Here is a 23,666-nt window from a genome sequence, read left to right as displayed (position 1 = left end):
CAAGCTGTATCCTTAACAAGGGAACAGTCAAACTAGGAGCCGTGTGAGGCGAAAGTCTCACGCACGGTTCTGAATGGGAGGGGAGGTCGGTGACGACCTTCTCGACCCCTAATATTATAATTTTGTCGTCAATCCTATGATTTTGCCAGGTAGTACCGTTCGAGTCACCAATCCCGATGATACCTACTATAAATTTGAAGGTTTAGCCCAGCGTTTAAGCGATGGGAAAGTGGCCGTTCTTTTTGAGGGGGGCAACTGGGATAAGTTAGTTACCTTTAATCTCTCGGAATTAGAAGAAGTAATTATTGCCCCCGCTAAAGGCAAAAAATAACCATGCGTCCACCCTTACCGCAATTGGCCACGGATAACCGCCATCCCGATCATATCGCCGAAGTTATCGAGACGACGACGACCGAGTTTTTGGCGCAATGTTTGGAACCAGAGGAGTTAAACTTTCCTTTTATGCCCGCTTTTGGTAGTTGGGTGAAAGCCTACGATGAAGAAACGGGTAATAAGATTTTTGGGATTGTCACCTTTGCCACCACTGCACCCATCGATTCGGTACATCGCGCTAGAGCTTTGGGGTTGTCTTTGGCTGAATTGCGGGAACAACAGCCGCAGATTTTCGCTATGTTAAAAACGGAATTTCGGGCAACTATTGTCGGTTTTGAAACCCTGCCAGGACAAGTTAATGGCAATGGTGCCGGGCGAGGTTATATCTATCAATATATTCCTCCCCGGCCCCCACAAATTCATCAGGCGGTTTATCAATGTGAGTCGTTAGAAGTAGTTTATTTTAGTGAACAATTAGACTTTTTAAGAATTTTATTACAGGTCAAAAATACTCCCGTGGAAGCTTTGGCAGCCGCTTCTATCCGTCAGATGTATCAATTGCGTCAAGCCGATCGACAATGGTTAGTCAATGTGGGCAGACAGTTAAGTGTTTTACTTAAAGATGATTATGATCGCTTGCGTTATATTCTCAGTCAAATTCATATTAGTCCTTAGATAATTCGGCTCTCTTGGCACTCTTAGAGTGGTGGAAATCCCTTACTCCCTTTCTTTGTGTCCTTTGTGTCTTTGTGGTTAAAAAAAATCAGCAACCCTTGGCCATTCTCGGAAATGTAGGAAATGTTTCTAGATAACATTCTCTACCCAGTGAATATATAGCAAACCTAAAATCTTTTCAAGTTAGTAAATTTGAAAAGATTATATTTGGCAAAAATTCAAATAAAAGATTAATAATCTTAAAGTTTTTGCCGAAACGATAAAACCTCCTGAGCAAATTTTTTAATTGAAACCAAATTGCTTCAAGTGGATTTTCTTCTGGCGCATAAGGGGCAAAAAGTTCACAAGTAATTTGCCATTCTGATTTTGCTAATCCTTTGGTATATTTTTCTAAAATTAAATCTGGCTCTAACAAGTTTAATGCACCATAATAAGTTTGTCTATCTTTATAATTATTAATTGGTATTTCCACTAGATAAGTATTTTGACTCACGCTCCTTCCTCTTTTGAGACCTTGTGACCCTTAGGGTGCGGAATGTGGGATTTGAGCAACGCTAAGAGAGAAAAAGCAGCGGGTATCACATATCTGTATAACGTGCTACAATAATCCAAGATTCCATTAAAGGTTAGATTATCAAACGACGACTCAGGACTATCAAGGTCGGAAAACCTCGTTCGATAGTCTGAGCAGAGGCAAGACAATCAGTTAGAACTAATTTACTATCTGAGACTGTCCAATCGTTGGAATCGACTTCGGGTATGAGTGAGGATATCGATCCGCAATTGTCAGGGTAATACCAAATCCCCCTGATCCAGTCCAGTTGACAACCCTTCTGGTTCGTAGTGACCACTTCAGTCGTCCCTGATGATAACTGGGTTTTGCTAACTGGATTGAGGATAAACCTGCCTTAGTGCGGTTTTGTCGTTACTTGTCTAACAATTGTTGCTATTTCACTAACTACCTTATTTTTCATGGTTAATAATTATGGCAAGCAAATCTTATTCGATGGTGCAAAATTCCCCAAGCGGAACAACCGGAACGGGACTAGATCAAACGGTTGAAAGAATTGGCATAGATACAGGACTTGCTGGTGCCAATCTCGGTACAAATATTACGGATGGAATGACGGCAGCTAATGAATTAAATCATTTAATCTTAGAAGCCAAACAAGCCACTGGAGTCGCTAGTAACGGCATTTTTACTGTCAGTGACGTAACCGCGATTAATGCCTGGATTCGTGCCAACCGTTTAGCAGAATTTACTGCTCTCCACGGCGATGATGACGGGACAACAGAAACAGGGTTTCATTTAGTCCAAAATGACGGAGCGACTCAACAGTATCGCAATCAGAATTTAGTTGATACGGTTTTTGATGGCATTTATCACATTGGTTTCCTAATTGAAAATGGCACCTTTGTCAATGAAGATGGTAACGCCAATGCCACAGTTGCTCAGGTAGCGGATTGGCTAACCCAATTTTATACAGATCGGGCAACAACTAATACCGGACTTGATCAGATTACGGAATTAATCATTGCTGATCAGGGTTTAGCGCAAAATATACCTTGGCAAGAAATTGCTGGCGGTGCTGATGCGGCCAATGGACTGAATGATTTATTAAAAACAGCGATTACCACCTACAATCTCGCCGCCGATGGTTCAATTTCCGAAAGCGATATTGCACAAATTAACAATTGGATTCGCTCTGATGCCACCCGTTATAATACTTTTGTTGTTCTGCATGGGGATGATGACGGCACAACAGAAACTGGCTTCCATTTAGTTCAAAATGACGGCGCTCAGACCACATATTTTGCGAAAAACCTAGTTAATACCGTTGCCGACGGAATCTATCATATTGGTTTTGAGATCCAAAATGGACGGTTTCTCAACGAAGATGGTGCGGCCAATGCCACAGTCAAAGACGTAGCAGATTGGGTAACATATTTTTACGTCGATCAGTCCACCACTGGCACCGGATTAGATAAAATTGTCGATACCATCAAAATTGATACTGGCTTAGCCAAGTGGACAAATGCGGGGGATATTAACGCTGGAGCCGCCGCCGCCGATGGACTTAACCATCTATTAGTCGATGGCATTACCGCTACAGGTGTCGCTGCTGATGGCTGGATTACCAGCGATGATATTCGCACCCTCAATCAATGGGTTCGCACTAATCACTATGACGAATTTATCCTCCTCCACGGTGACGATGAGGGAAATGAGGAAACAGGCTACCACCTGGTACAAAATGACGGAGCGACAACCCAATACTTCGGTAAAAATTTAGTCAATACCGTAGCCGATGGACTCTATCATATTGGCTTTACCATCGAAGAAAATCGTCTCGTCAACGAAGACGGCGATGCCAATGCTCGCCTTAACGATGTTTCTAGTTGGCTCAACTATTTCTATCTTCAGAAAACCATTATTTACGGTGATAACTCTAGCGACACGATTACAGGTACGAATCTTGCTGAACACCTGATGGGTTACGGAGGAAATGATGTTCTCAGTGGTGGCGGCGGCGATGACCTAATCGATGGAGATTGGGGATGTGACAATTTATCGGGTGGAGTTGGTAATGACTTACTCTATGGCGGCGCAGACAATGACCAATTGGATGGAGGCGAAGGGTCAGACACTTATTATGTCTCCGGTAATCTAGCCGGAGGCTGGTCGAGTTTCCAAGGCTACGACATCTACACCGATACCGGCACCTCTGGTGTGGATAAAATTGTGGCTTTGGGTACAGGAGACGTGGACCTGGGGATTCTTTCCTTTAGCGCCAATAGTGGCATTGAAACCATCGACGGAACAGGAGTAACAGGAAAAGTAACAATCATCGGTGATTGGAGTGACAATACCCTCGACTTTTCTAATACTGCTTTCGTCGGTGGCAATATCCAAATCCATGGCTATTGGGGGAATGATAATATCACTGGCACCACTGGTAATGATGTCATTATTGGTGGCGGTGGTGAGGACAAACTTAACGGTGGTAACGGTTCCGACAATTACCTTTATACCGGCTATCAAAGTAATGATTGGAGTACCTTTGAAGGCTATGACACCATTACAGATAAAGGGACAACTGGGACAGATACCATCGTCGCCAAAGGTACGGGTAATGTTGATATTGGTCTCAACAGTTTTGGGGTCAATAGTGGCATTGAAACCATCGACGGGACAGGAGTAACAGGAAAAGTAACAATCATCGGTGATTGGAGTGACAATAAACTCGACTTTTCTAATACTGCTTTTGTCGGTGACAATATCCAAATCCATGGCTATTGGGGGAATGATAATATCACTGGCACCACTGGTAATGATGTCATTATTGGTGGCGGTGGTGAGGACAAACTTATCGGAGGATTAGGGTCAGATCAACTAACGGGAGGTGAAGGTCGGGACCGTTTTATCTTCAACACCGTTGATGAAATCGGTCAAGGCGCAAACCAAGACAAAATCCTCGATTTCAATACTGGTTTTGATACTATTGACGTCTCTGGCATCGATGCCAACTCCCTCAATGCTGGTAATCAGAGTTTCACGTTTATTGGTGCCTCGGATTTTTCAGGTCAAGCGGGACAACTGCGCTTTAACGGCGGTCTCCTTTGCGGGGATATCAACGGCGATGCAGTCAGCGACTTTCAATTGGCGATGGCTGGAGTGTATAGTTTACCTGTTACCAATATAGTGCTGTGACATCCTCTGGTTTGAGGCAATAAGCTCTCACTGCATTTAACTGAGTGTCAGCAGAATTCCCTCGCTTTTAGCGATGGGATGAATGCTGACTTTGTATATAGACATAATTCAAAGTTCCAATTTCCCTATTCATCGATTAAAATGCTGATGTCTTCATTGGTTCCCGCTAAAATATAAATAATTTTGAGTCGGCTATCATAGCGGAATAGGTATATCGTTTGGTAGAGAAAAGATCAGCAACTGACAGATAAAGATAGCGGTATCTTTCTATCAAGGAAAAGTTTTGTAAATTTCTCTACGATGTGCGACCCGTTGACAGATGATGGTTTGATTGGGTGGCTCTTCTAGGTTCTGTGTGATAAGTTTAACTTATATAGGATCGATCAATCTTTGTGTCCTTTGTGTCTTTGTGGTTCCTTCCACTCGCTCGCTAGGAAGAATGTATCTTAGAATACATTTTGCCCACCAAACCTAAGAGAGCCATTGGGTTTATCAATAGTCAGGCCAATCCTATAATCTGCAACTCTAATTTTATATTTATCTTTATGTCCTTTCATTTTATCGAGATAGCCTAATTCAAAAGGATTGTCAGTTTCTAACTCGGAAAATACGATCAACTCAACGCGAGATTGTATGTCTTTTGGCAAAGAGGCTAATTCTTTTAAAAATCTCTTGTTGTATTCAACCTTCCACATTTTTGTTTTTAAGCGATTCTAAATATTGTAAGGCTTTTTCTTTGTCTAGGATTTGATCATTTTCAACTTCTTCGATGAGTTTTCCTAGTCCGTAATCCTCTAGGATTTCTTCGATTTTTTCAAATTCAGCAATGGGAATCTGAACAGCAATCGGCTTTTGATCTTTGTCTAATACATAGTTTTTGTTAATTTCTAGCATTTGGTTCTCTCAATAGTATCATTTTCGCTATTTTTTGTCATGTTTTGGGCGGTATTTAACCGAACTAATTTTCTACCACTTTTCCCTTGTCTCTCCCTCCAATCGGCGCAAATCGCTTTTATATCGTAGTTGAAAGACTTGGCGTGTTCTTCTCTAATCTTATGAATTTCTTCGAGTATTTCATCTTCCCACATAGCTCATTCTCCCATTAACTCGTAAGGTGTACAGATTAGCGGTAATTTGTAGCCGAAATCCGCGCATATATTGAGAAGTTTTTTCTGAATTTGAGCATTAGTAATATGTTTACAGTTCCATGTTAACAGATAAAAGTTGCGGACAGGATAAAGATAGCGGTATCTTTCTGTTAGGTGTTATATTCTACAAGTCCTCGCGGGGAAAAATACGCAAAATGTCACGAGCAAAACGAGAACTAATCCCAGGCTATTCCTATCATATAACCATTCGCTGTAATAACCGAGAATTTCGCCTGACCCGTCTAGAATGCCGACAGGTGTTACTCTACGCTATCAAAAAAGCGATCGAAAAGTACGGATTCAAACTCTACGCGCTCTGTGTGATGAGTAACCATATTCACTATCTCATCGAACCGAAAGACGCGGAAGACTTACCCAAAATTATGCACTGGTTGAACTGGTACACCGCCATGTGTTTTAACCGAATGCTGAATCGAACTGGTCACTTCTGGGAGAAACGCTATCACAGTAGCGGTTTTCCCACCACGGATACTAAGCGAGCGCTGAATACCCTACGCTATATTCACGCCAATCCGAAGGCTGCGGGAGTCCAAGTCGGATTCTTCTACGATTTTAGCGATTACGGGGTCTATGACCGACTCGGAGACGATGGCTTAACCACTTGGCATCCTGCGTTTTTGAGTCTGGGAGAAACCCTAGAGGAATGCGCGGCCAAATATCGCGGATTCTGCAAGAAATACCGGCCGCGACCGAAACCGGAAACCCGCAACCACTGGGGAAGTAAGCTACTCGCGGGGATAAAGCCGAAGAAAAGGTCTAAAAAATCCTCTCCGGGCCAATTGTCTCTCTGGTGGGAGGAGTGGGAGGAAGTCACCCCAGAAATTCTCGCGGTGGCGGATCAGTTCGTTTTTGCCAACGCCTACAACCCCCGCGTCGCTGGAGACATACTACAATCATGTCGCGGACCGGACCCGGGTCCTGGGTGACAGGTATCGAAAACCCAGAACCCGCATGGCTTCGTGGAAAATCAACCCGATACAATTCTTAAAAATTGGCTGTTACCTTTATATGTTACATTTTACAAGTCTCGACGCGAGAGAAGAGAAACCCCAAAAACCCCCCACCACCCCAACACACTCAAAACTCTGCCGCCCCGGGAGGTGTCCATGGGGTGCTTTTAGGTCAAAAGTAACATCTTTGTAGTATATCCAGATATTATTCACTCGCCAGCCTACTCTATCTCCGAAAGCGTCCCAAACTCTTTCATTATACTTCCGCGTCCCACCGAGTTCGCGGTAGATTTTCGCCTGCACGGAAAAACCAAAGCGACCGCCACTATATTTCACCCATAATTGGTCAATGGTTCGCAAATCCTCGCAGGGAAAATTATCCATATCCTCTACCCGTAACCATCCCTCTTTTGTTCGGTTGGCAGCCTGTAGCATCACTCTCGCGGTTTCTTCGTCCGCTTGCTTCCATTGCTGCCGTTTTAATAAATCTTCTAAGTTCCGATAATCGATTCCTTTGGCGCTTTTAAGTTCGATTTCTGGCGATGCTGCGGGTTTCGGGGTTTCTGTTATCGTTTTCGCCGACTCGCCATTTATCGGTTCCGTTTTAGGGGACGGTGGGACGGGTTGTTGTGCTAATTTTCGATTAATTCTGTCGTAATCTTGCCAGTATTTAGGTCTGGTTGTATCCAAAGCCAGAACTCGTCTCATCAACTGTCGCGCTTCCTCTAGCTTTCCCTCCACTTCCAACTCTAAAGCTTCCACTCGCAATAACTCTATATCGGGAGTCTTTGCCTGTTTCGGTAACAGAATCAGATGATTTTTATAATGCGGTTCGACAATAGAATGGAGGGTTTGCGGGGGTTTGTTGTGTTGTCGGTTGATTTCTGGAATCCTTTCGCGGAGACGATTACAGAGTCTTTCTACTGTAGCGCAGTTATTTTCTCCTTGGATTCGTAAAGCCTCTAGAAGTGAATAGGTAAACGAACCCTGTTGTAGTTCGGGAATTTCGTAGGATTCCTCCGTCGGACTACAGGAAGCGATGGTTATCACTCCCTGTTGCTTTTGCCAGCCTACGGATTTATTGCTAAAGTCGTTCTCGTTGCGACAGGCATCGAGAAAGAGAATGATATTATCTGCGCCACATCTCCGTAAACGTTGGGTAACGTAATTGAGGGGAATGGTCGTCCGTTCGATTAAGGTCGGGTGTCCCTCGCTGGGAACGAGGTAATCCTGTCCCTGATGGCGTAATCCGTGACCACTGAAGAAAAACCAGAAATTATCGCCGGTTTCTAAGCGTTGCGACTCGAAAAAGTCGTGCAGGAAAGCCATTAGATTTGTGTACGTCGGTTTCGTCTCCTGTTGGGAACCATTCGGCGCGGTTATTGGGTCAGAATCATCGGTAAACAGGAAAACTTCCTCAAAATTAATCTCGTCACGACAATAACGCGCCATCTCTACCGCGTCCTGCTTGGCACATTTGAGCGGTTTCAAGCGCTTGTATTGATTTATCCCGATAAATAATCCCCAGTTCGCCATTAGTCTGCAGTCGGTGTGTTTTTCTCGTCTCGCTTGAATTTTAAGGTTAATCCGCCTTTGGTGCCAGTCTTAATCCCCGTCCCTAACAATTTTACTTCACCTTCTCCGGTAATCTCTACGCAAAGCTCTACTTCATCGAGTTTAAAACCGGTTTGTTGGTTGACCTGTTTCTGTGCTTGATTGAAGACTTTGCCGATAAGCTGGAGAAAATGGGAAAGTTCTGTCTCTAGCTTCTCTATGCTCACTTTTACGCCGCGAGTCGCAGCTTCGGTGATAATTTTCCTCGTGTCCCAGGGATTGTCATAGGTGTCGTTTCCTTTCGCATCTTTATCGGGGGTGACGGGGGTATCTTCTGCGGTGATAATCCAAATAGTTTCTTCTGGCATAGCGCTCTCGTTTTTCGGCAATGGTTCTCCTTTATTATTCTAGTTACCCATTGCTAACTCACCTATAGAGATAGGGGTTAACAGTCCCAAAAAAGGCCGACGAGTGTAAAGTGCGTTAGAAGGCGACCAATTCTTTTAAAAAACCAACATTAACAATCCGCACCCCACCCAGCAACTTTATTGTTAAATTTGTGTTTCTGTCTTGGCTTATTTTGTTAGCAAGAACAGCCGAGAAACCTATTTTCCGCTATCATGGTAACAGCGATGTACTGCTTGCTAAATCAATGCTTACCATCAAAACGAGTAAACTAACCCTTGCTGATGTTCAACGTCATCTTAATTTCCAAGAAAAGCTTGAAGATGTCTCATTTACAGAGCCTTTAGCTTTGGAAACCGTCAGCGACGCAGAAAAATTAGAACTTGTTCAAATCCGCAACGATTTTCGACCCTATTTGATGGAAGATAAAGCATCAGAAGGACAAGTTAAAGTTTTAACCCTATTTCCCTTATTGCGGTTAGCGGGTTTTTATCGTTATCCGATTAAGATTAGGGTTGAAGAAGGGATTGATAATATTATCCTTGTGGATGAAGATAAAACTATTAGCGGACGCTTTGATATTGTCACGGTGAATAATTCGATATCAACTGTCAATAATATCCCTTTTTTGATTTTAGTCATTGAAGCTAAAGAGAGTGGAATCGAAGTACGTCAGGGATTACCTCAATTACTGACTTATGCCTACAATAGCTTAGAAAGACAACCCTCAGTTTGGGGATTAGCGACTAATGGCTTACAATATATGTTCGTCTATCTCAGACAAGAAACTAACCCCACTTATCAGATAATGCCAGAACTTAATTTAATGTATCCTGAATCAGCAATTAATCTGCTCCAAATGCTCAAGGCAATGGGTCAGCTAATTTTAGAGATATAAATTAGGACTCAAACAAGCTATAATCTCCTAGGTTTTGACTGTCTATATAGGCAATTAAAAGCGTCTTGAATAATCACCACTATCTAAAACTCCTGAGTCGAAAATAAACTTAATTAAGTTGTCGATTTAACGAGAATGAATTAGTTGATGCTTGCTCAACATCTAACCAAGACTCGATTACAGAATTAACCACAGCAGCTACGCAGGAAATCGCTACACTATTACCCGTTAATTTTCGCATAGTTTGATAACTGCCGACAATTTGATAATCATCGGGAAAACCTTGTAAACGTAGCATTTCTCTTTCTGTTAAGCGTCTTTTCCCATCCACTAACAAATAATTATAGGATGCTCCCGCTCGCAAGGCACAGGAATAGGGATAAGCGCTGACATTTCCTCCTTTATTTTCGTGCCAGATAGTCGGTTCACTATAAGGTTTTTTTCCCTCTCTTTTCAGAAGGCGACTTTTTTGAATTTTTTCGGAAGCATAATAAAAATCCGAAACATTTTCCTCTAAGATTTCCGTTAAACTTGTTCTAGATAAAGCTGGTTTTGGCCAGATAAAATCTCTCGCTTCTCGGAAACCAACGATAAAAATTCGTTCCCGTTTTTGCGGTAAACCAAAATGAAGCGCATTCAAAACCCGATAATCGGTATAGTAATCTAAATCTTGCAGAGTATCGAGAATAACTTGCAAGGTTTTTCCCTGTTGATGTCCCTGCAATTGCTTGACATTTTCCAGAATAAATGCTGCGGGTTGTTTGGCTTTTAAAATACGAGCAATCTCAAAAAATAGCGTGCCTCTGGTGTCTTCAAACCCCTTTAAATCACCACAAATACTAAAGGGTTGACAGGGAAATCCCGCCATTAAAATATCATGATTGGGAATATCTAGGGCAGCAATTTCGGTAATATCCCCCCGGGGTTGGTCGCCAAAATTAGCCTGATAAATTGACCGAGCGTCTTTATCTATATCACAGGAAAAAACACAATCAGATTCTAAGTTTTTTTGGCGACAAACTTGTTCAATTGCCAATCGAAACCCTCCCAAACCACAAAAGAGGTCAACAAAACGAATTTTTTTACTATCTTTCAGGAGATTCATCGATAGTTGAGATTGTAGCGATAAAGAGCGGACGGTAAATATTTCATTGGCCTGTAGGGGTTTAATCGCCGAAATTGGCACAGTAACTACTGAAATTGACTCACCGAGAGCGTTAAAAACTTCTAAAATTGCTCCCATTTCGCCATTGCTAGGATGGGGGATTAAATCCACTAATACTGCCACATCTCCCGATTTTAGATTGTCTTCGGGAACATCAAGACAAAGAACCACATGATCGTATAATCTAACATCCATAATTATCTATCCTTTCGGGGTTTGAGAGTAACAAACTGAAAACAGTCGTCAATGTATCGCAGTATCCATATTGTAACCACTGCTAAATTAATTCCGTTAACTCCTTCTAGCATTCCTTCAACTCGATAAAAGATACCGTATTCATTTTTACCATCTTTGATCGCATCTTCTACGGTAATTAGCTGAATAATCGCTTTTTGCAAACTGGCCGCATTATCGAGAGTAAATCCTGCTTGTGCTAAAAATTTTGATTTGTCATCTTTGTCTCTGAATACGAGAAGATAACGAGTAAGTTTATCCTCTGGAATAATTGCTTTAGATGGAATTTGCATCGCTCAATCTACTTAGTTTTCTAGCCTTTTCTTCAGCACTAATGATTGTCGAGTTTGCTCTTTAGGGATTCTAGATCTGATAACTGCGGTGGATGATTAGCATTCCACGTCAGAGCTTGATCTAATTTTTCTCGAAAAGGCGATCGATTTATCCAGTCTTCGTTTACGGGAGAGCGATCGAGTAAATTTTGATAAAACTCATTCCACAGTTGACCCCATTCTTTTAGATCGATAACAACCGCTGTTTTTTCTCCTGTTTCATCGACAATATACTGAATACCTTTCATGATTTAAATTGTTGTGAGATGGATATTAACTAATAACTATATTTTAATCGATTCACTAGAAGATATGGATTTTGCAAGTTCTTGTCTAGCATCTTCCGATAGAGAACAACCAAAATCTAGAATCTCGATTAAAACTAACTGATCGTCCTCGGAATAATGTAATATTGTTTTCCCTTCCTCCTCTGCGTAAGCAATTGGATTATTGTTTAACTCAATTAATAAAGCATCCACATCTGGGCTATAGTGTATCTTGTTCACCAAATTCCTCTAATTGTTATCGCCCTAACTCTTGTGTTGGCAATGAATTGGCAATTAATCAGAATCAATCTATAGCGTTTCGCTCAAGCCAACCTAAGAGGCTGTTGTGTTGACGTTGAAAGCTTTGGTGTGTTCTTCTCGAATTTTATGAATTTCTTCAGCATACTTGAGAGTAAACCCGTAGGATTCCGCAGCCTTTTCCGCAGCAATGCGAGACTTAACTAAATAGTCATGGATAGACGTGCATTCCTCCGATAATCTTGTTTGAGTTTTATCTTTTTCTTGCAAAATCTCTGAGTGGATCATAAGTTATTCTCCTCTTTGAATAGTTCAAGTGGTGTGACAATTTCAGGTGTTGACAAACCCAGGCGGGCATTGATAACGCGAATATGCTTCCGTTTGTTAGCATTCGCTAGGTGGTTGCAATTCCAAGTAACGAGATATTGAATGTCGAAATAGCTGGCATAGGCAAGATAAAACTCGACAACTTGTTCAAGAGCAGAAGTCGGCGGTAGTAAAGGAATCCTCGAAACCAAATGAATAATTTCAGCTTTACGCGGATAGTTTCCGTTGGTTAGTTCTTGAAGCACGGCATCCGAAATATATAAATCATAATAACTGGACATCTCCGACCACCACTTCCTTGTGATTTCGGTAAAAGTTTTTAGCGCTTCACGCTCATCAAAGTAATAACTCGGAACCGTGGAATCCAAGTACACTTTTTCTTTCATGATAATAACTGATCGACAAGACTAAATCAAAGCCTGAAGCAGCGGCATGGTAGCCCCCTCTATTCTACTATCCTATCTCTGTAACGAAGTTATTGCACTGTCATGCTTGACCTCGATCATCTCTCAGAGCGATCGCACTTGGACTCGATCGCATTGAAACTTCTCCATTTTATCCCAAACATTAGCGGTGCGTTACACGCGCGTTTTCGCACCCTACAAGATCAGCGATCGCACTCCTCTTATATTGTTACATACAGCAATGAATTGTTATCGCTTTAACTCTTGTGTCGGCAATGAATTGGCAATTAATCAGAAATTAATATAAGCAATTATTGTAGGTTGGGTTGAGCGAAACAATACTGGGTCGAAAATGGCTCAATTCGATTGTTTAAGCGAAACCCAACCACCCCAAAGGTTACTACTGAAATTGACTCACCGAGAGCGTTAAAAACCTCTAAAATTGCTCCCATTTCGCCATTGCTAGGATGGGGGATTAAATCCACTAAGAATAACAGAATTATATAATTTGCAATTCATCCTGTTTAATATTTTGAATTGATTCAATCTTGGAAACTTCTACAGCGATAACTGTATAGGCTTTTCCCTGATTATTTAACACTTCTAAAACATAGCCATCCTCTTGGCCTTCGGGTCGAGGACAATAATCCACGATAATCGCGTGAGTGCCACGAGACAAATTAGATTCTGGCAAATCTTCGGTTAATTGAACTTCGGAAAACATATCAAATTTCATAGTCTAACTCTTTTAATCTGGTAATCAAGTCACAAATCTTGTTTCTTTCGTAAGTGAGTCGATAATCCAATAGGTAGAGACTCGTAAGTTTATCCCGTTCACCCCTTGTAAAAGTCCTTTAATTTCATAAATATCACCGAACTTTGTTTGTTTATTTAAGGTGGCCTCGTTGAGAAGAATACGTCTTAAATCTTGTTCCAATACCTGCCAGTTGTCTAAATTATATCCTGCTTGTGCCAGAAAGCCTGATTTATCATCTTTGGGTTGTAAAACTAGCAAATACCGGGTTAATTTAGCTGGTGGGATTGTCGCATTGGGATTTAAATAAGGCATTTATATTGTAATTTAGCCAATTTCTTTATAGACTTCTATAAAATAGATTTTACAGTATATACCGGCAGTATTGCCATGTTTTTTCTTTGTCTAGGATTTGATCATTTTCAACTTCTTCGATGAGTTTTCCTAGTCCGTAATCCTCTAGGATTTCTTCGATTTTTTCAAATTCAGCAATGGGAATCTGAACGGCAATCGGCTTTTGATCTTTGTCTAATACATAGTTTTTGTTAATTTCTAGCATTTGGTTTTCCCTCCGATACAATTCTTAAAAATTGGCTGTTACCTTTATATGTTACATTTTACAAGTCTCGACGCGAGAGAAGAGACAACCCTAAACCTTGTACTAACCAACGGACCCTCATACCATCTTCTTATTTTCAATATCGGGAGGTGTCCTAGGGGTGCTTTTAGGTCAAAAGTAACATCTTTGTAGCATATCCAGCTATTATTCACTCGCCAGCCTACCCTATCTCCGAAAGCGTTCCAAACTCTTCTATTATACTGCCGCGTCCCACCGAGTTCGCGGTAGATTTTCGCCTGCACGGAAAAACCAAAGCGACCGCCACTATATTTAACCCATAATTGGTCAATGGTTCGCAAATCCTCGCAGGAGAAATTATCGATATCCTCTACCCGTAACCATCCTTCTGACCTTCGGTTGGCAGCCTGTAGCATCACTGTTGCGGTTTCTTCGTCCGCTTGCTTCCATTGCTGCCGTTTCAGTAAATCCTCTAAGTTCCGATAATCGATTCCTTTGGCGCTTTTAAGCTGGATAGATGGGGGAGTTTGAGGAACGGAAATAACGGGATTAAGGGGTTTTTGAATAGTTGTCTGAGATATAGAGACTGATGTTTTTATCTGCAAAGCTGACAACACTTCCGAAGCGGATTGATAGCGTTTTTTCGTGCCAAACTCGATTAATTTATCCAGAATATTCCCTGAATCATTACTAACAGGATTATTAACCAACCACTGTCGCCATACCCATTGGTGTTCCCCACCATCGAATAAATCAAAGGGAGATATTCCAGTTAATAAATAAAGGCAAGTTACACCCAAACTATACAAATCACTGGCATTAACTGCTTTCCCGTTCCCCTGTTCTGGTGCGATGTATTCCGCAGAACCGATAATTGTTCCTGTCATGGAACGATTTAAAGGACTGACAAATTTTGCCGCTCCAAAGTCCACTAAAATCAATTTATTATCGCTTTTTCTGCGAATAATATTTTCGGGTTTAATGTCGCGATGAATTACTTGTTTACTATGAATAAATTCTAGAATCGGTAAAATCTCTGACAAAAGATGTTTAATTTTAGCTTCGTTAAATACTCCTTCCTCTTTTAATTCTTGTTCGAGATTTTGTCCTGCGATATATTCCTGCACGAGATATTGTCGCCCGTCATTAGCGGTAAAATAGGCGTAAAGTTCGGGGATTTGTGGGTATCTTCCCAAACTATCTAAACGAATCGCTTCTTCTTTAAATAATTCTGCTGCTTTCTGTAAAGTTCCTGTTCCCTGCGCTGACGGGAAAAATTGTTTAATTACACAATAGGGTTTTGAGGGTTTATCCTCATCTATCGCTTGAAATGTCTTGCCAAAACCCCCTTGACCGATTAATTTTAGCGCTCGATAACGTTCTCTGAGCAGTAATTGAGAACCGCACTTATGACAGAATTTATCCGTGGGGGTGTTTTTGTGCGAACAATCGGGATTGAGACAGAGACTCATAGCCGTTTGACAAGTATGGGAAGATAAGCCCTATTATACAAAAAGAAAGCAAGCTAGGGCGACTCTAGTGGGCAAATTTTCTCTGATAATTGCTTGAAAATATCGATAAAAATAGGTGAGTTAGCAAAGCGTAACCCACCCGATATCTATTTGCGGTTTTAAACCGTTTCTACCAAGGGACGGGTTAACTTATCCAACTGTTGGGTTAACAAACTCAGGAATAAACCCACATCGGTGACGATACCGACGGATTCTACGGAACCTCGATCGCTTAATTTTGTCACCACGGCCGGGTTAATATCAACACAGACCATTTTCACCCCCGCCGGTGTCATATTGCCCACACCGATGGAATGGAGCATACTAGAGAGCATGAGAATCATGTCTGCACCTTGAATTAAACGGGAATATTCTTCCTGTGCTTTAATTAAATCCATCTCCGTATCCGGAAGCGGACCATCATCGCGAATTGAACCGGCCAAACTGAAGGGGACATTATTCTTGACGCATTCATACATTACACCTTTTGTCAATACCCCGGCCGATACAGCTTTGGCGATGCTGCCGTGGCGACGGATGAGGTTGATAATCTTGAGGTGGTGACGATGGCCACCGCGCACGGGGATGCCTTTCTGCATATCTACCCCTAAAGAAGTACCCATGATCGCCTGTTCCATGTCGTGAACTGCGATCGCATTTCCCCCCAGTAAAGCGTGAACGTAACCATCGCGGATTAAACGGGAGAGATGTTGCGCTCCTCCAGTGTGAATGACCACCGGACCTGCCGTTACTACCACTTTACCGCCCTGGTCGCGAATTTGGCGCATTTCCCAGGCAATCTGCTCCACGGTTAACTCGACTCGGCGCTCGCTGGAAACCCCCGCACCCATAAAGGTAAATTCCTGGGTGCTGTTGCGTTGTTCCCTGGATTCCGCCTGTCGGATAGTACGGATGCCCTCAACTCCCACCATAACGCAATCGCCAGCTTTTAAATCCCGCAGCAGAGTACATTTCGCGGTTTTGCCTTCTGGACTTTCAGTGACGACGATGGCTGCATCCATGCGTTGATTTTCCACCCGCACCCATTCACAGTTAACCCGCACTTCCGTGGGATAGATGGTGCTGACATAAAAATCATCGGGAGCGACCCCATCTTGAGCGACAATGGCGGTATTGACATCACAGATTTCTTGAGGACGAGCGGCCGCACCGAGGTCGATCAATTGTACCATGATCTCCTCCATTACCTCGTGAGAGGGTGCAGAAACCCGCACTTCGGCCGAGGAGGTACTTTGGCGCTCAATCCCTAAGGTGAAGTTTAAAACCTTGAAGCTGCCCCCATTTCCTACCACAACATCGAGAGCTTTATTCATAATTCCCGCGTCGAGCAGATGACCTTCTAGCTGGAGAATGCGACTTTCAATGGTGACATTAGCGTGATGGTCTGGAATTAAGGGTTCCGTGGTACGCAGGGTTAAACATTTGGCGGCTCCTCCTGCTTTTAAGAACTCCGTCAGGGGAGTTTGTACCACTTCAAACCCTTTTGACGCTAACTTATATTGTAAATCGTCACTAATTTTATTCATGACGATTACTTGACCGATATTCACTGCATTACAAGCAAAGTTAACCGCATCCGCTTCTTCAACGATAATGCGTTTTTCTTCGGGAATTTTTAACTCAATTAACCGATTAGAATAGGCATCAAAAGCATCGGGATAGTAGAGTAGATAACCGCCACTAAGGGGACAAAAACAGGTATCGAGGTGATAGAAACGTTCATCGATTAAACGTAGGGATAAAACCTCGATATCGAGCCATTTAGCGATTAAAGGGTGGGAATCTAACTCAGTTCTGAAGCCATATCCTGCCCATAACCAACGTCCTTCTCGATCTAATAGTGCGTCTCCTGCACCTTCAAAGGGTAAATCTTTTGGCAGTTCGTGAACCGTAAAACCGTTATCTTCAAACCACTGTTTAAAATAGGGTTCTTCTCCCTGTCTTTCTTTGTGTAAAAAGCGACTGAGAACTACAGTTTTTTCCAGAACTAAACCTGCATTAGCGGTAAAAACCATGTCGGGCCAGCCTTTTTCTGGTGTGACTAAATCCACGATCGCCCGATCTTTGAGAACATGATAAAGCTGCTGCCATTGTTGCCTAGCTTTTTCTTGGGAAGATTTGTGAATGTTGCCCTCCATCCAAGGATTAATCACATAATCCACATCGTAATGATCGGGAGAACACATCAAAAAGCGAATAGTTTCAGTCATATTTTTTGACAATGAATATTCAGTATAAGTAGTCTGGAGATAAGTTTAGACCAATCTTCCATTATACTCTACTTTGCCCCGAAATGTCACTGGGCCTAAGATTAGGACAATGTCCACTCTACAAGCTAAAAACAGCCCAGTTTTAGCCGATAACTGACGGCTACAAGCTTAAATCATTGTAAATCGGCGTTAAAAGTTGTCAGATCCCCCCGCCTATCGGCACCCCCCTTATCAAGGGGGGCAGGGGGGATCGAACCTAAAATCCATTTTTAATTTAATTATAACCAGCTACTTAATTAAACTTTCCCGATAAGTTTGCCATTCTTCCCGACATATAAAAGGCATTACGAGCTTTTTTTAGCCATTTAATTGCTTCTTCCTAGGGATCAGCCTTTTTTTCGTCGAGTATCTTTTCCGCAGCAGGACGTACATGATCGATCACCCAGTTAGGATCGACGGTAGCAGCCGCATCCATTATCCGCCAAATTAGGTGAGACTGCACATAGGAATTATCAGAAACGACTTTAATTGCATCTCTAACTAGGGTTTGCGGCAAAAAGTTTTTCGTGGGGGTAGGGTGTGGGGTGTGGGGTGTGGGGTGTAGGGTTTTACCGATTTTGAGGGGGTCAATTACCTAATTTTCAGGGAAAAAGTCCCTGAATTTTCCCCCCGATCACTCCCATATTTGGTACTTTTTGATTGACAAAAAGTCTAAAAGTCTTACCCAACAAGGTTTTTAGATTTATTCAGCAAGTCCTAACTAAATTTTCGTGGAGAAATATATCGATTTTAGCCTCTGTGGAACGTCCACCGCTAAACTCGCGCAAGTAATCTAACAAGTCTAATTTTAAATCAGACCAATCTTCCCCCGCTAAAGACTCAATTTTTTGGTAATGGGAAAAGGAAGGTTGGTCTTGAAATGCCTTAATTCTAGCAGCCAAAGCTATATCTATAATTCAGCCTAGACAAAATGTCTGGGGGAAGTTCAGTTATTAACCGAATTAAGCTGTTTTTGCAGTGCCACAATGCGATCGCTTGTAGCTGGATGGGTGCTGAGAATTGTCGGGGTAGAACCCCCCTGTTGTGCTAATTTTCGCATAAAGGAGATCATCGCCGTGGGTTCATAACCAGCCCTGGCCAAATTCTTTAAACCCAGTCGGTCCGCCTCTAATTCATCCTTGCGACTGTTTGGTAAACTGTAGGCGAGATTAACCGCCAATTGTACCCAAGTTTTTGTCTCTAATCCCGCCGCGCTGAGAAGTCCTTGGGCGAGGGCAGTATTGCGTAATTGGGTGATAGAATGACGACCGACGATATGGCCGATTTCATGGGCAATGACGCTGGCTAATTCGGCCTCATTATCAGCAGTTTTAATCAATCCCGTGTGTAAATAGACAAATCCGCCCATAGTAGCGAAGGCGTTAATGCTATTGTCGCGCACCACTTGAAAAGTGTAGGGAAGGTCAGGGCGATCGCTAGTTGCCGCTAATCGCTGCCCGATTTCTTGGACATATTGGTTAATTCTGGCATCTTTGGACAGTTTCACCTTACCTGATTCTAATAAACCTTGATTAATCTGCCCACCGATGGCGACTTCCTGCTGAGGAGAAATAGTGGAGAGTTGAATAACTTGCACACCCCGAAAAAGTAAATCCATCCACGAGAGTGCGAAACTGGTTTGGGGATTGATAATCCCGATACTCAGGCTCAGCAGCAGAGAAATGATTGTTAATAGCCAAAAACGGTAGAAAATAGGGCGCATAGACGATTCGATCCCATAAAAACCTCATTCCCATTCTAGACAGTGCCTATCACCCTTTGTCTGTTACTGTCCCCGATTGGTTTGATAGACGTAAAAGTTAAATAAATCGAATAAACTGCCAACAAAAGCAAAAGTAACAGCGATGGTTAACATTCCTTGTAGGGGATAACCGCCACCAAAAATGGTTAAAAATTGCAGGATTTGGCTAAAACCCGCCCGACAAACCCAAGTAAAGCCGGGGACGTGACTGGTGGCGAATAAAGCAGTTAAAATCGAACCCACCAGGAGGACGGGGGCAACAAAACTTAATAGGGTGGAAAATAGCAGAGAACGGAGCAAAGTAAGCATGGGTGCTGATCTCCAAAGAATTGGGGCGCGATCGAACGGGAATAAGAATTTATACTCGCTCCCCTCTAGGATATACGTTCATCTCAGCTAGGGGCGGTTTTTTAAAAAATCTTAAAATATCATTAAGATTCTTGGTTAAGAAAAATATAGCAGAGGAATTCCCCACAGGAGCGTACACCGGTAGGGATGCAGCGACTGCCTCCTTTCCGCTTGCTCAAATCCCCTGCTATAACGTTGGCCATTAACTGCCCGAAGCACATAAAACCATAGGATGATAGAAAAGTTAGAATCACCCTTGCAACTATGACCCTAGATATTATCCCCGAAGGGGAAGAACGCAAAGTAGAAGCTGTCAGTAGTGCCGCCATTGATGGGGCGCCGATCGCCTATATTGTCGTCTTAGCGGCCATTGTCACTACCCTTTCTTTTATTCCCTTCTCCATTGTCCTCGCTTCCGGCGGTAGTATGCCCCTCAGTCAAGCGGTTTTTCCCCTCTTGGGTTGGTTACTCGGCCCGATCGCTGGAGCGATCGCTAGTGGCATTGGGGCCTTAATTGGGACTTTCCTTGCCCCCTACACGGCAGGAATTCCCGCTATTTCGGTCTTTGGGGCGATTTTGTCTAGTTTTGTGGCGGGAACGATGGTTTTAGGCAAAAAACGCCGTTATTGGTGGTTAGGATTGACGTTAATTTTTCTGATTCCCCTGTTTATCTACGCTAACCGGGCGATCGGACTGAACGGTATTTCGCCACGAATCTTTATCGCCGGGGCTTTCGTCGATTGGTCGGCTTTGGTATTATTTATCCTACCAACCCGGACTCTTTTTCCTCATTGGATCAAAGGTAGCAATTTAGCCCTAGTAGCGGCGGGAATTTTTGGGGGTACCTGGACCGCCAGCGGCCTCTCCCATTTAGGAGCCGTCGCCATTACCTACTCGATTTTTAACTGGCCAGAAGAAGTCTGGATCGCTTTAATTCCGATCGTTCCCATAGAAAATCTGATTCGTTCCCTCGTCGGTATGGTGATCGGTTGTGGTGTGATTGCCGGTTTACGGGCGATCGGTTTGGTTAAATCAAGAGAGGCGATCTACTAAAATGAAAGTTTTCCTTTTGGGGTGTGGGGTGTAGGGGCGGACTCAACGGGAAGAATTCCTGCGTTGCGTCCAACCCGACACCGAAAAAAAAGCGAACTAGCGTTTTAGCCAACTCATCATCGCCCGCAGATCTTGACCGACTTCTTCGATCGAATGTTCTGCTTCTTGACGACGCATAGCGGTGAACCCCGGTTTACCTGCTTGATTTTCGAGGACAAACTCTCTGGCGAATTGTCCCGATTGAATTTCCCCGAGGATTTTCCGCATTTCGGCCTTAGTCGCTTCCGTCACCACCCGCGGACCACGAGTATAGTCACCGTACTCGGCTGTATTGGAAATACTATCGCGCATTTTGGCCAAACCGCCCTCGACGATCAGATCGACGATCAGTTTTACCTCGTGTAAACACTCAAAATAGGCTAATTCGGGCTGATAACCAGCTTCTACGAGGGTTTCAAAGCCAGCTTTAATTAAAGCGCTTAAACCGCCGCATAATACTGCCTGTTCGCCAAAAAGGTCGGTTTCTGTCTCCTCGCGGAAAGTGGTTTCCAAAACCCCGGCCCGAGTGCCACCGATACCTTTAGCGTAGGCCATCGCCCGCTCGCGTGCTTGGCCGGTAGCATCTTGATAGACGGCGAATAAACAGGGGACTCCTTGACCTTGTTCGTAGGTGCGACGGACGAGATGGCCAGGTCCTTTGGGGGCGACCATAACCACATCGACGTTAGCTGGGGGAACCACTTGACCGAAATGAATATTAAAGCCGTGGGCAAAAGATAACACCTTGCCTGCGCTTAAATTCGGGGCAATTTCGTTGAGATAAATCGTTTTCTGCACTTCATCCGGTAAGAGGATCATGATCCAGTCGGCAATTTTAGCGGCTTCGGCCACATCATAAACCGGAATACCGGCTTCTTTGGCTTTGATTGCCGATTTACTGCCGGGATATAGACCAACAATCACATTAACGCCACTATCCTTGAGATTTAATGCGTGGGCATGACCCTGGGAACCATAACCAATAATAGCGATCGTTTTTCCCGCTAATAAATCTAAATTGGCATCCTCATCATAGTACATTCGTGCCATCGAAATCGCTCCTTAACTTCTTTTGTCACTGTGCAAACTCCTAATTATAGGGGAAAATCACGCCTGTCAGAAGCATTTGAGCGCCGGTTTCCCAGAGTCAAGAAAAAATAGTGCCTAGAAAAATTGAAATTTTCTTGAGATATTTGGGTAATCTAACTAAAGAAGGCGAAACGAGATGGAGCGGTTAACTAGGTTTTTTGTCTAGACTTGGTTCTTTCACCAAAATTGATTACAATATCATCATCAATAGGTGCTTCCTCTCCCCTCACCCAGTCAAGATTAACCTCGATCTGAACACAGATAATCGGGTTGGTGTTCAGTGCCGAAATAGCTTCTCTCCTTCTCGATTTTTACCTTTTCTGGGTAATTTACCCAGTCAGGATCGTTTATAGACTAATTTACTGCCTTGATCAACACTAGAGAAAATCAGGTCAAAAAATTATTGGCTTTGTTAATCACTAATTCTCTGAGAGCTGCCCCAGAAAATCTATGGTAAGTTTTTTTAAGAAGCTATTGACAAAAAAAACTCAAGGTGTTGGGCTAGAGATTACCCCAGAGCGCCTTAACGTGGCTCAGATCGCCAAACAGAAACAAAATTATAAATTAGTTAAATATTGTTCGTCGGATATCCCAGAAGGCATCTTTGAGGAGGGAAAAATCGTCGATTCCGTCGCTTTAGCGGAATTAATCCAGGAAGTCCTCAAGGAAAATAAAATTAACAGCAAACGAGTCGCTACTGCTGTCCCCATGCGCGAGTCAATTATCCGGATTATCGCCATTCCCTCGGAATTGGACGAGGAGGAATTGCGCGATCTGATCTTAAATCATGAAGCTAATTTATACCTTCCCTATCCGCGCGAGGAAGTGGATATCGACTACCAAAAACTGGGCTACTTTCAGGATGAAGACGGCATCGAAAAGGTGCAGGTTTTGCTGGTAGCTACTCGTCGGGAGATCACCGATTCCTATCTGGAGACCCTGCAACGGGCAGGATTACAGGTAGATGTGCTAGAAATTAATAGTTTTGCCCTAATTCGGACGATTCGCGATCAGTTGCGACAGTTTAGTTCCAATGAAGCTACCGTTATTGTCGATATAGAATTTGATAACACGGAAATTGCCATCGTGGTGGACGGCGTTCCCCAATTTTCCCGCACTGTCCCCATCGGCACTTTCCAGCTACAAAATGCCATTTCCAGGGCGATGAATTTGCCCACCTCCCGCAGTCCTGAGATTCTTTTGGGGATGACAATCCCGATCACTGCCTTTGATAGTCTTGGCACCAATACCGGTCTTTCCAGAACCTTTACTACCGCCGGGATTGCTGCACTGATGCGGGTTTTAGGGGAATTAACCGATGAATTGCGGCGATCAATTAATTTCTATCTTAACCAAAGTGATGAACTGGAAATGGAAATTGTCCAGTTACTTTTAGCCGGTCCCGGGGGCGGTTTAGCACAACTAGATGAATATTTTACTCAACGTCTTAGCATCCCTACCATGCCCATCGATCCGATCGCATCACTCAACTTAGATATCAATCAAGAGATTCCTAATACCCAAAGACCGGGTTTAGGAACAGTTCTCGGTTTAGGATTGCGGGAGGTATAGACAAAAATT

General features: G+C 43.1%; 29 protein-coding genes and 2 pseudogenes. 8 read left to right on the top strand and 23 right to left on the bottom strand.

Annotated elements, in window-relative coordinates; translation table 11 throughout:
• The first annotated feature begins 136 nt into the window (after positions 1-136).
• Positions 137-331, top strand: coding sequence for an NAD(P)H dehydrogenase subunit NdhS (locus LW728_RS16540; RefSeq protein WP_002759298.1), 195 nt, complete (start codon positions 137-139; stop codon positions 329-331).
• A gap of 2 nt (positions 332-333) precedes the next feature.
• Positions 334-1,008, top strand: coding sequence for an HAS-barrel domain-containing protein (locus LW728_RS16535; RefSeq protein ID WP_287767319.1), 675 nt, complete (start codon positions 334-336; stop codon positions 1,006-1,008).
• 167 nt (positions 1,009-1,175) lie between these two features.
• Here LW728_RS16535 and LW728_RS16530 read toward each other — a convergent pair.
• Positions 1,176-1,510, bottom strand: a pseudogene (locus tag LW728_RS16530) (IS630 family transposase); the annotation flags it as partial.
• A gap of 483 nt (positions 1,511-1,993) precedes the next feature.
• Here LW728_RS16530 and LW728_RS16525 point away from each other — a divergent pair.
• On the top strand, positions 1,994-4,720 hold the full coding sequence (locus LW728_RS16525; RefSeq protein ID WP_287767318.1) for a calcium-binding protein: 2,727 nt from the start codon (positions 1,994-1,996) through the stop codon (positions 4,718-4,720).
• 125 nt (positions 4,721-4,845) lie between these two features.
• On the opposite strand, the pseudogene LW728_RS23430 reads toward LW728_RS16525, so the two are convergent.
• The 4 genes and pseudogenes from LW728_RS23430 to LW728_RS16510 form a co-directional block, all read right to left on the bottom strand.
• Positions 4,846-4,941, bottom strand: a pseudogene (locus LW728_RS23430) (DUF6888 family protein); the annotation flags it as partial.
• A gap of 225 nt (positions 4,942-5,166) precedes the next feature.
• A complete protein-coding gene (locus tag LW728_RS16520) occupies positions 5,167-5,415 on the bottom strand; it encodes a type II toxin-antitoxin system RelE family toxin (RefSeq protein ID WP_287767316.1) in 249 nt (82 codons plus the stop codon).
• Positions 5,402-5,614 (bottom strand): RelB antitoxin-like protein, encoded by a 213-nt coding sequence (locus LW728_RS16515; protein WP_008198347.1) that lies wholly within the window; start codon positions 5,612-5,614, stop codon positions 5,402-5,404. The genes LW728_RS16520 and LW728_RS16515 overlap by 14 nt, the downstream gene beginning before the upstream one ends.
• On the bottom strand, positions 5,608-5,808 hold the full coding sequence (locus LW728_RS16510; RefSeq protein WP_002743272.1) for a hypothetical protein: 201 nt from the start codon (positions 5,806-5,808) through the stop codon (positions 5,608-5,610). Before LW728_RS16510 ends, LW728_RS16515 begins: the two co-directional genes overlap by 7 nt.
• A 215-nt stretch (positions 5,809-6,023) precedes the next feature.
• Between LW728_RS16510 and LW728_RS16505 the strand changes: the two genes are divergently transcribed.
• Complete coding sequence (locus LW728_RS16505; protein WP_287767315.1) at positions 6,024-6,815, top strand: transposase; 792 nt, start codon at positions 6,024-6,026, stop codon at positions 6,813-6,815.
• Between the two features lie 78 nt (positions 6,816-6,893).
• Here LW728_RS16505 and LW728_RS16500 read toward each other — a convergent pair whose 3' ends face one another.
• Positions 6,894-8,330, bottom strand: a complete 1,437-nt coding sequence (locus tag LW728_RS16500; RefSeq protein ID WP_287767314.1) for a GUN4 domain-containing protein — start codon at positions 8,328-8,330, stop codon at positions 6,894-6,896.
• A 44-nt stretch (positions 8,331-8,374) separates the two neighbouring features.
• Entirely contained in the window at positions 8,375-8,761 is a 387-nt protein-coding gene (locus tag LW728_RS16495) for a Pepco domain-containing protein (protein ID WP_069474594.1), read from the bottom strand.
• A gap of 284 nt (positions 8,762-9,045) precedes the next feature.
• Between LW728_RS16495 and LW728_RS16490 the strand changes: the two genes are divergently transcribed.
• Positions 9,046-9,696 carry a restriction endonuclease subunit R gene (locus LW728_RS16490; protein WP_287767323.1) on the top strand — a complete coding sequence of 217 codons (651 nt, stop codon included), beginning with the start codon at positions 9,046-9,048 and terminating at the stop codon, positions 9,694-9,696.
• A 109-nt stretch (positions 9,697-9,805) separates the two neighbouring features.
• Here LW728_RS16490 and LW728_RS16485 read toward each other — a convergent pair whose 3' ends face one another.
• The 6 genes from LW728_RS16485 to LW728_RS16460 all read right to left on the bottom strand — a co-directional run bounded on the left by LW728_RS16485 (position 9,806) and on the right by LW728_RS16460 (position 12,664).
• Positions 9,806-10,801, bottom strand: coding sequence for a DNA cytosine methyltransferase (locus LW728_RS16485; RefSeq protein WP_287767321.1), 996 nt, complete (start codon positions 10,799-10,801; stop codon positions 9,806-9,808).
• Between the two features lie 257 nt (positions 10,802-11,058).
• Entirely contained in the window at positions 11,059-11,388 is a 330-nt protein-coding gene (locus LW728_RS16480; RefSeq protein WP_149976032.1) for a DUF6883 domain-containing protein, read from the bottom strand.
• A 38-nt stretch (positions 11,389-11,426) separates the two neighbouring features.
• Positions 11,427-11,675, bottom strand: coding sequence for a hypothetical protein (locus LW728_RS16475; RefSeq protein WP_002800311.1), 249 nt, complete (start codon positions 11,673-11,675; stop codon positions 11,427-11,429).
• A gap of 36 nt (positions 11,676-11,711) precedes the next feature.
• Entirely contained in the window at positions 11,712-11,933 is a 222-nt protein-coding gene (locus LW728_RS16470) for a DUF2283 domain-containing protein (RefSeq protein ID WP_002800310.1), read from the bottom strand.
• A 93-nt stretch (positions 11,934-12,026) separates the two neighbouring features.
• Positions 12,027-12,239, bottom strand: a complete 213-nt coding sequence (locus LW728_RS16465; RefSeq protein ID WP_002763392.1) for a hypothetical protein — start codon at positions 12,237-12,239, stop codon at positions 12,027-12,029.
• A complete protein-coding gene (locus tag LW728_RS16460) occupies positions 12,236-12,664 on the bottom strand; it encodes a PIN domain-containing protein (protein ID WP_008198370.1) in 429 nt (142 codons plus the stop codon). Before LW728_RS16460 ends, LW728_RS16465 begins: the two co-directional genes overlap by 4 nt.
• 102 nt (positions 12,665-12,766) lie before the next feature.
• Here LW728_RS16460 and LW728_RS16455 point away from each other — a divergent pair, with 102 nt between their 5' ends.
• Positions 12,767-12,943 (top strand): hypothetical protein, encoded by a 177-nt coding sequence (locus tag LW728_RS16455; RefSeq protein ID WP_287767312.1) that lies wholly within the window; start codon positions 12,767-12,769, stop codon positions 12,941-12,943.
• Between the two features lie 238 nt (positions 12,944-13,181).
• Here the strand turns inward: LW728_RS16455 and LW728_RS16450 are convergent, their stop codons facing one another.
• The 9 genes from LW728_RS16450 to LW728_RS16410 all read right to left on the bottom strand — a co-directional run bounded on the left by LW728_RS16450 (position 13,182) and on the right by LW728_RS16410 (position 19,865).
• Entirely contained in the window at positions 13,182-13,418 is a 237-nt protein-coding gene (locus tag LW728_RS16450; protein WP_002792164.1) for a DUF4926 domain-containing protein, read from the bottom strand.
• 24 nt (positions 13,419-13,442) lie between these two features.
• Positions 13,443-13,751, bottom strand: a complete 309-nt coding sequence (locus LW728_RS16445) for a DUF6883 domain-containing protein (protein WP_287767311.1) — start codon at positions 13,749-13,751, stop codon at positions 13,443-13,445.
• A gap of 49 nt (positions 13,752-13,800) precedes the next feature.
• Positions 13,801-13,995: a RelB antitoxin-like protein gene (locus LW728_RS16440; RefSeq protein ID WP_287767309.1), complete on the bottom strand. Its 195-nt coding sequence runs from the start codon at positions 13,993-13,995 to the stop codon at positions 13,801-13,803.
• A gap of 44 nt (positions 13,996-14,039) precedes the next feature.
• Positions 14,040-15,485, bottom strand: coding sequence for a GUN4 domain-containing protein (locus LW728_RS16435; protein ID WP_287767307.1), 1,446 nt, complete (start codon positions 15,483-15,485; stop codon positions 14,040-14,042).
• Positions 15,486-15,643: 158 nt separating this feature from the next.
• On the bottom strand, positions 15,644-17,755 hold the full coding sequence (gene argZ, locus LW728_RS16430) for a bifunctional arginine dihydrolase/ornithine cyclodeaminase (protein ID WP_287767306.1): 2,112 nt from the start codon (positions 17,753-17,755) through the stop codon (positions 15,644-15,646).
• 379 nt (positions 17,756-18,134) lie between these two features.
• Positions 18,135-18,311 carry a hypothetical protein gene (locus LW728_RS16425; protein WP_287767304.1) on the bottom strand — a complete coding sequence of 59 codons (177 nt, stop codon included), beginning with the start codon at positions 18,309-18,311 and terminating at the stop codon, positions 18,135-18,137.
• Positions 18,312-18,501: 190 nt separating this feature from the next.
• Complete coding sequence (locus tag LW728_RS16420; RefSeq protein WP_287767303.1) at positions 18,502-18,696, bottom strand: hypothetical protein; 195 nt, start codon at positions 18,694-18,696, stop codon at positions 18,502-18,504.
• Positions 18,697-18,740: 44 nt separating this feature from the next.
• Positions 18,741-19,517 carry a M48 family metallopeptidase gene (locus tag LW728_RS16415; RefSeq protein ID WP_004163580.1) on the bottom strand — a complete coding sequence of 259 codons (777 nt, stop codon included), beginning with the start codon at positions 19,515-19,517 and terminating at the stop codon, positions 18,741-18,743.
• Positions 19,518-19,580: 63 nt separating this feature from the next.
• A complete protein-coding gene (locus LW728_RS16410; RefSeq protein ID WP_287666219.1) occupies positions 19,581-19,865 on the bottom strand; it encodes a hypothetical protein in 285 nt (94 codons plus the stop codon).
• A gap of 303 nt (positions 19,866-20,168) precedes the next feature.
• On the opposite strand from LW728_RS16410, the gene LW728_RS16405 reads away from it, so the two are divergent.
• Positions 20,169-20,957: an ECF transporter S component gene (locus tag LW728_RS16405; RefSeq protein WP_004163578.1), complete on the top strand. Its 789-nt coding sequence runs from the start codon at positions 20,169-20,171 to the stop codon at positions 20,955-20,957.
• Positions 20,958-21,053: 96 nt separating this feature from the next.
• On the opposite strand, the gene ilvC is transcribed toward LW728_RS16405, so the two are convergent.
• Positions 21,054-22,046 (bottom strand): ketol-acid reductoisomerase, encoded by a 993-nt coding sequence (gene ilvC, locus LW728_RS16400; protein WP_004163577.1) that lies wholly within the window; start codon positions 22,044-22,046, stop codon positions 21,054-21,056.
• A gap of 489 nt (positions 22,047-22,535) precedes the next feature.
• On the opposite strand from ilvC, the gene pilM reads away from it, so the two are divergent.
• Positions 22,536-23,657 carry a type IV pilus assembly protein PilM gene (gene pilM / locus LW728_RS16395; protein ID WP_004163576.1) on the top strand — a complete coding sequence of 374 codons (1,122 nt, stop codon included), beginning with the start codon at positions 22,536-22,538 and terminating at the stop codon, positions 23,655-23,657.
• Positions 23,658-23,666 lie beyond the last annotated feature (9 nt).

The sequence above is a fragment of the Microcystis sp. 49638_E5 genome, from assembly GCF_021300285.1.
Taxonomy (GTDB): Bacteria; Cyanobacteriota; Cyanobacteriia; order Cyanobacteriales; family Microcystaceae; genus Microcystis; species Microcystis aeruginosa_C.
This window is presented reverse-complemented; position numbering and strand designations above follow the sequence as displayed.

What these genes read in the sequence shown, in the direction of transcription:
- LW728_RS16540 (WP_002759298.1), top strand. Translation starts at nt 137, where the DNA reads ATGATTTTGCCAGGTAGTACCGTTCGAGTCACCAATCCCGATGATACC.
- LW728_RS16535 (WP_287767319.1), top strand. Translation starts at nt 334, where the DNA reads ATGCGTCCACCCTTACCGCAATTGGCCACGGATAACCGCCATCCCGAT.
- LW728_RS16525 (WP_287767318.1), top strand. Translation starts at nt 1,994, where the DNA reads ATGGCAAGCAAATCTTATTCGATGGTGCAAAATTCCCCAAGCGGAACA.
- LW728_RS16520 (WP_287767316.1), bottom strand. Translation starts at nt 5,415, where the DNA reads ATGTGGAAGGTTGAATACAACAAGAGATTTTTAAAAGAATTAGCCTCT.
- LW728_RS16515 (WP_008198347.1), bottom strand. Translation starts at nt 5,614, where the DNA reads ATGCTAGAAATTAACAAAAACTATGTATTAGACAAAGATCAAAAGCCG.
- LW728_RS16510 (WP_002743272.1), bottom strand. Translation starts at nt 5,808, where the DNA reads ATGTGGGAAGATGAAATACTCGAAGAAATTCATAAGATTAGAGAAGAA.
- LW728_RS16505 (WP_287767315.1), top strand. Translation starts at nt 6,024, where the DNA reads ATGTCACGAGCAAAACGAGAACTAATCCCAGGCTATTCCTATCATATA.
- LW728_RS16495 (WP_069474594.1), bottom strand. Translation starts at nt 8,761, where the DNA reads ATGCCAGAAGAAACTATTTGGATTATCACCGCAGAAGATACCCCCGTC.
- LW728_RS16490 (WP_287767323.1), top strand. Translation starts at nt 9,046, where the DNA reads ATGCTTACCATCAAAACGAGTAAACTAACCCTTGCTGATGTTCAACGT.
- LW728_RS16485 (WP_287767321.1), bottom strand. Translation starts at nt 10,801, where the DNA reads ATGAATCTCCTGAAAGATAGTAAAAAAATTCGTTTTGTTGACCTCTTT.
- LW728_RS16480 (WP_149976032.1), bottom strand. Translation starts at nt 11,388, where the DNA reads ATGCAAATTCCATCTAAAGCAATTATTCCAGAGGATAAACTTACTCGT.
- LW728_RS16475 (WP_002800311.1), bottom strand. Translation starts at nt 11,675, where the DNA reads ATGAAAGGTATTCAGTATATTGTCGATGAAACAGGAGAAAAAACAGCG.
- LW728_RS16465 (WP_002763392.1), bottom strand. Translation starts at nt 12,239, where the DNA reads ATGATCCACTCAGAGATTTTGCAAGAAAAAGATAAAACTCAAACAAGA.
- LW728_RS16460 (WP_008198370.1), bottom strand. Translation starts at nt 12,664, where the DNA reads ATGAAAGAAAAAGTGTACTTGGATTCCACGGTTCCGAGTTATTACTTT.
- LW728_RS16455 (WP_287767312.1), top strand. Translation starts at nt 12,767, where the DNA reads ATGCTTGACCTCGATCATCTCTCAGAGCGATCGCACTTGGACTCGATC.
- LW728_RS16450 (WP_002792164.1), bottom strand. Translation starts at nt 13,418, where the DNA reads ATGAAATTTGATATGTTTTCCGAAGTTCAATTAACCGAAGATTTGCCA.
- LW728_RS16445 (WP_287767311.1), bottom strand. Translation starts at nt 13,751, where the DNA reads ATGCCTTATTTAAATCCCAATGCGACAATCCCACCAGCTAAATTAACC.
- LW728_RS16440 (WP_287767309.1), bottom strand. Translation starts at nt 13,995, where the DNA reads ATGCTAGAAATTAACAAAAACTATGTATTAGACAAAGATCAAAAGCCG.
- LW728_RS16435 (WP_287767307.1), bottom strand. Translation starts at nt 15,485, where the DNA reads ATGAGTCTCTGTCTCAATCCCGATTGTTCGCACAAAAACACCCCCACG.
- argZ (WP_287767306.1), bottom strand. Translation starts at nt 17,755, where the DNA reads ATGACTGAAACTATTCGCTTTTTGATGTGTTCTCCCGATCATTACGAT.
- LW728_RS16415 (WP_004163580.1), bottom strand. Translation starts at nt 19,517, where the DNA reads ATGCGCCCTATTTTCTACCGTTTTTGGCTATTAACAATCATTTCTCTG.
- LW728_RS16410 (WP_287666219.1), bottom strand. Translation starts at nt 19,865, where the DNA reads ATGCTTACTTTGCTCCGTTCTCTGCTATTTTCCACCCTATTAAGTTTT.
- LW728_RS16405 (WP_004163578.1), top strand. Translation starts at nt 20,169, where the DNA reads ATGACCCTAGATATTATCCCCGAAGGGGAAGAACGCAAAGTAGAAGCT.
- ilvC (WP_004163577.1), bottom strand. Translation starts at nt 22,046, where the DNA reads ATGGCACGAATGTACTATGATGAGGATGCCAATTTAGATTTATTAGCG.
- pilM (WP_004163576.1), top strand. Translation starts at nt 22,536, where the DNA reads ATGGTAAGTTTTTTTAAGAAGCTATTGACAAAAAAAACTCAAGGTGTT.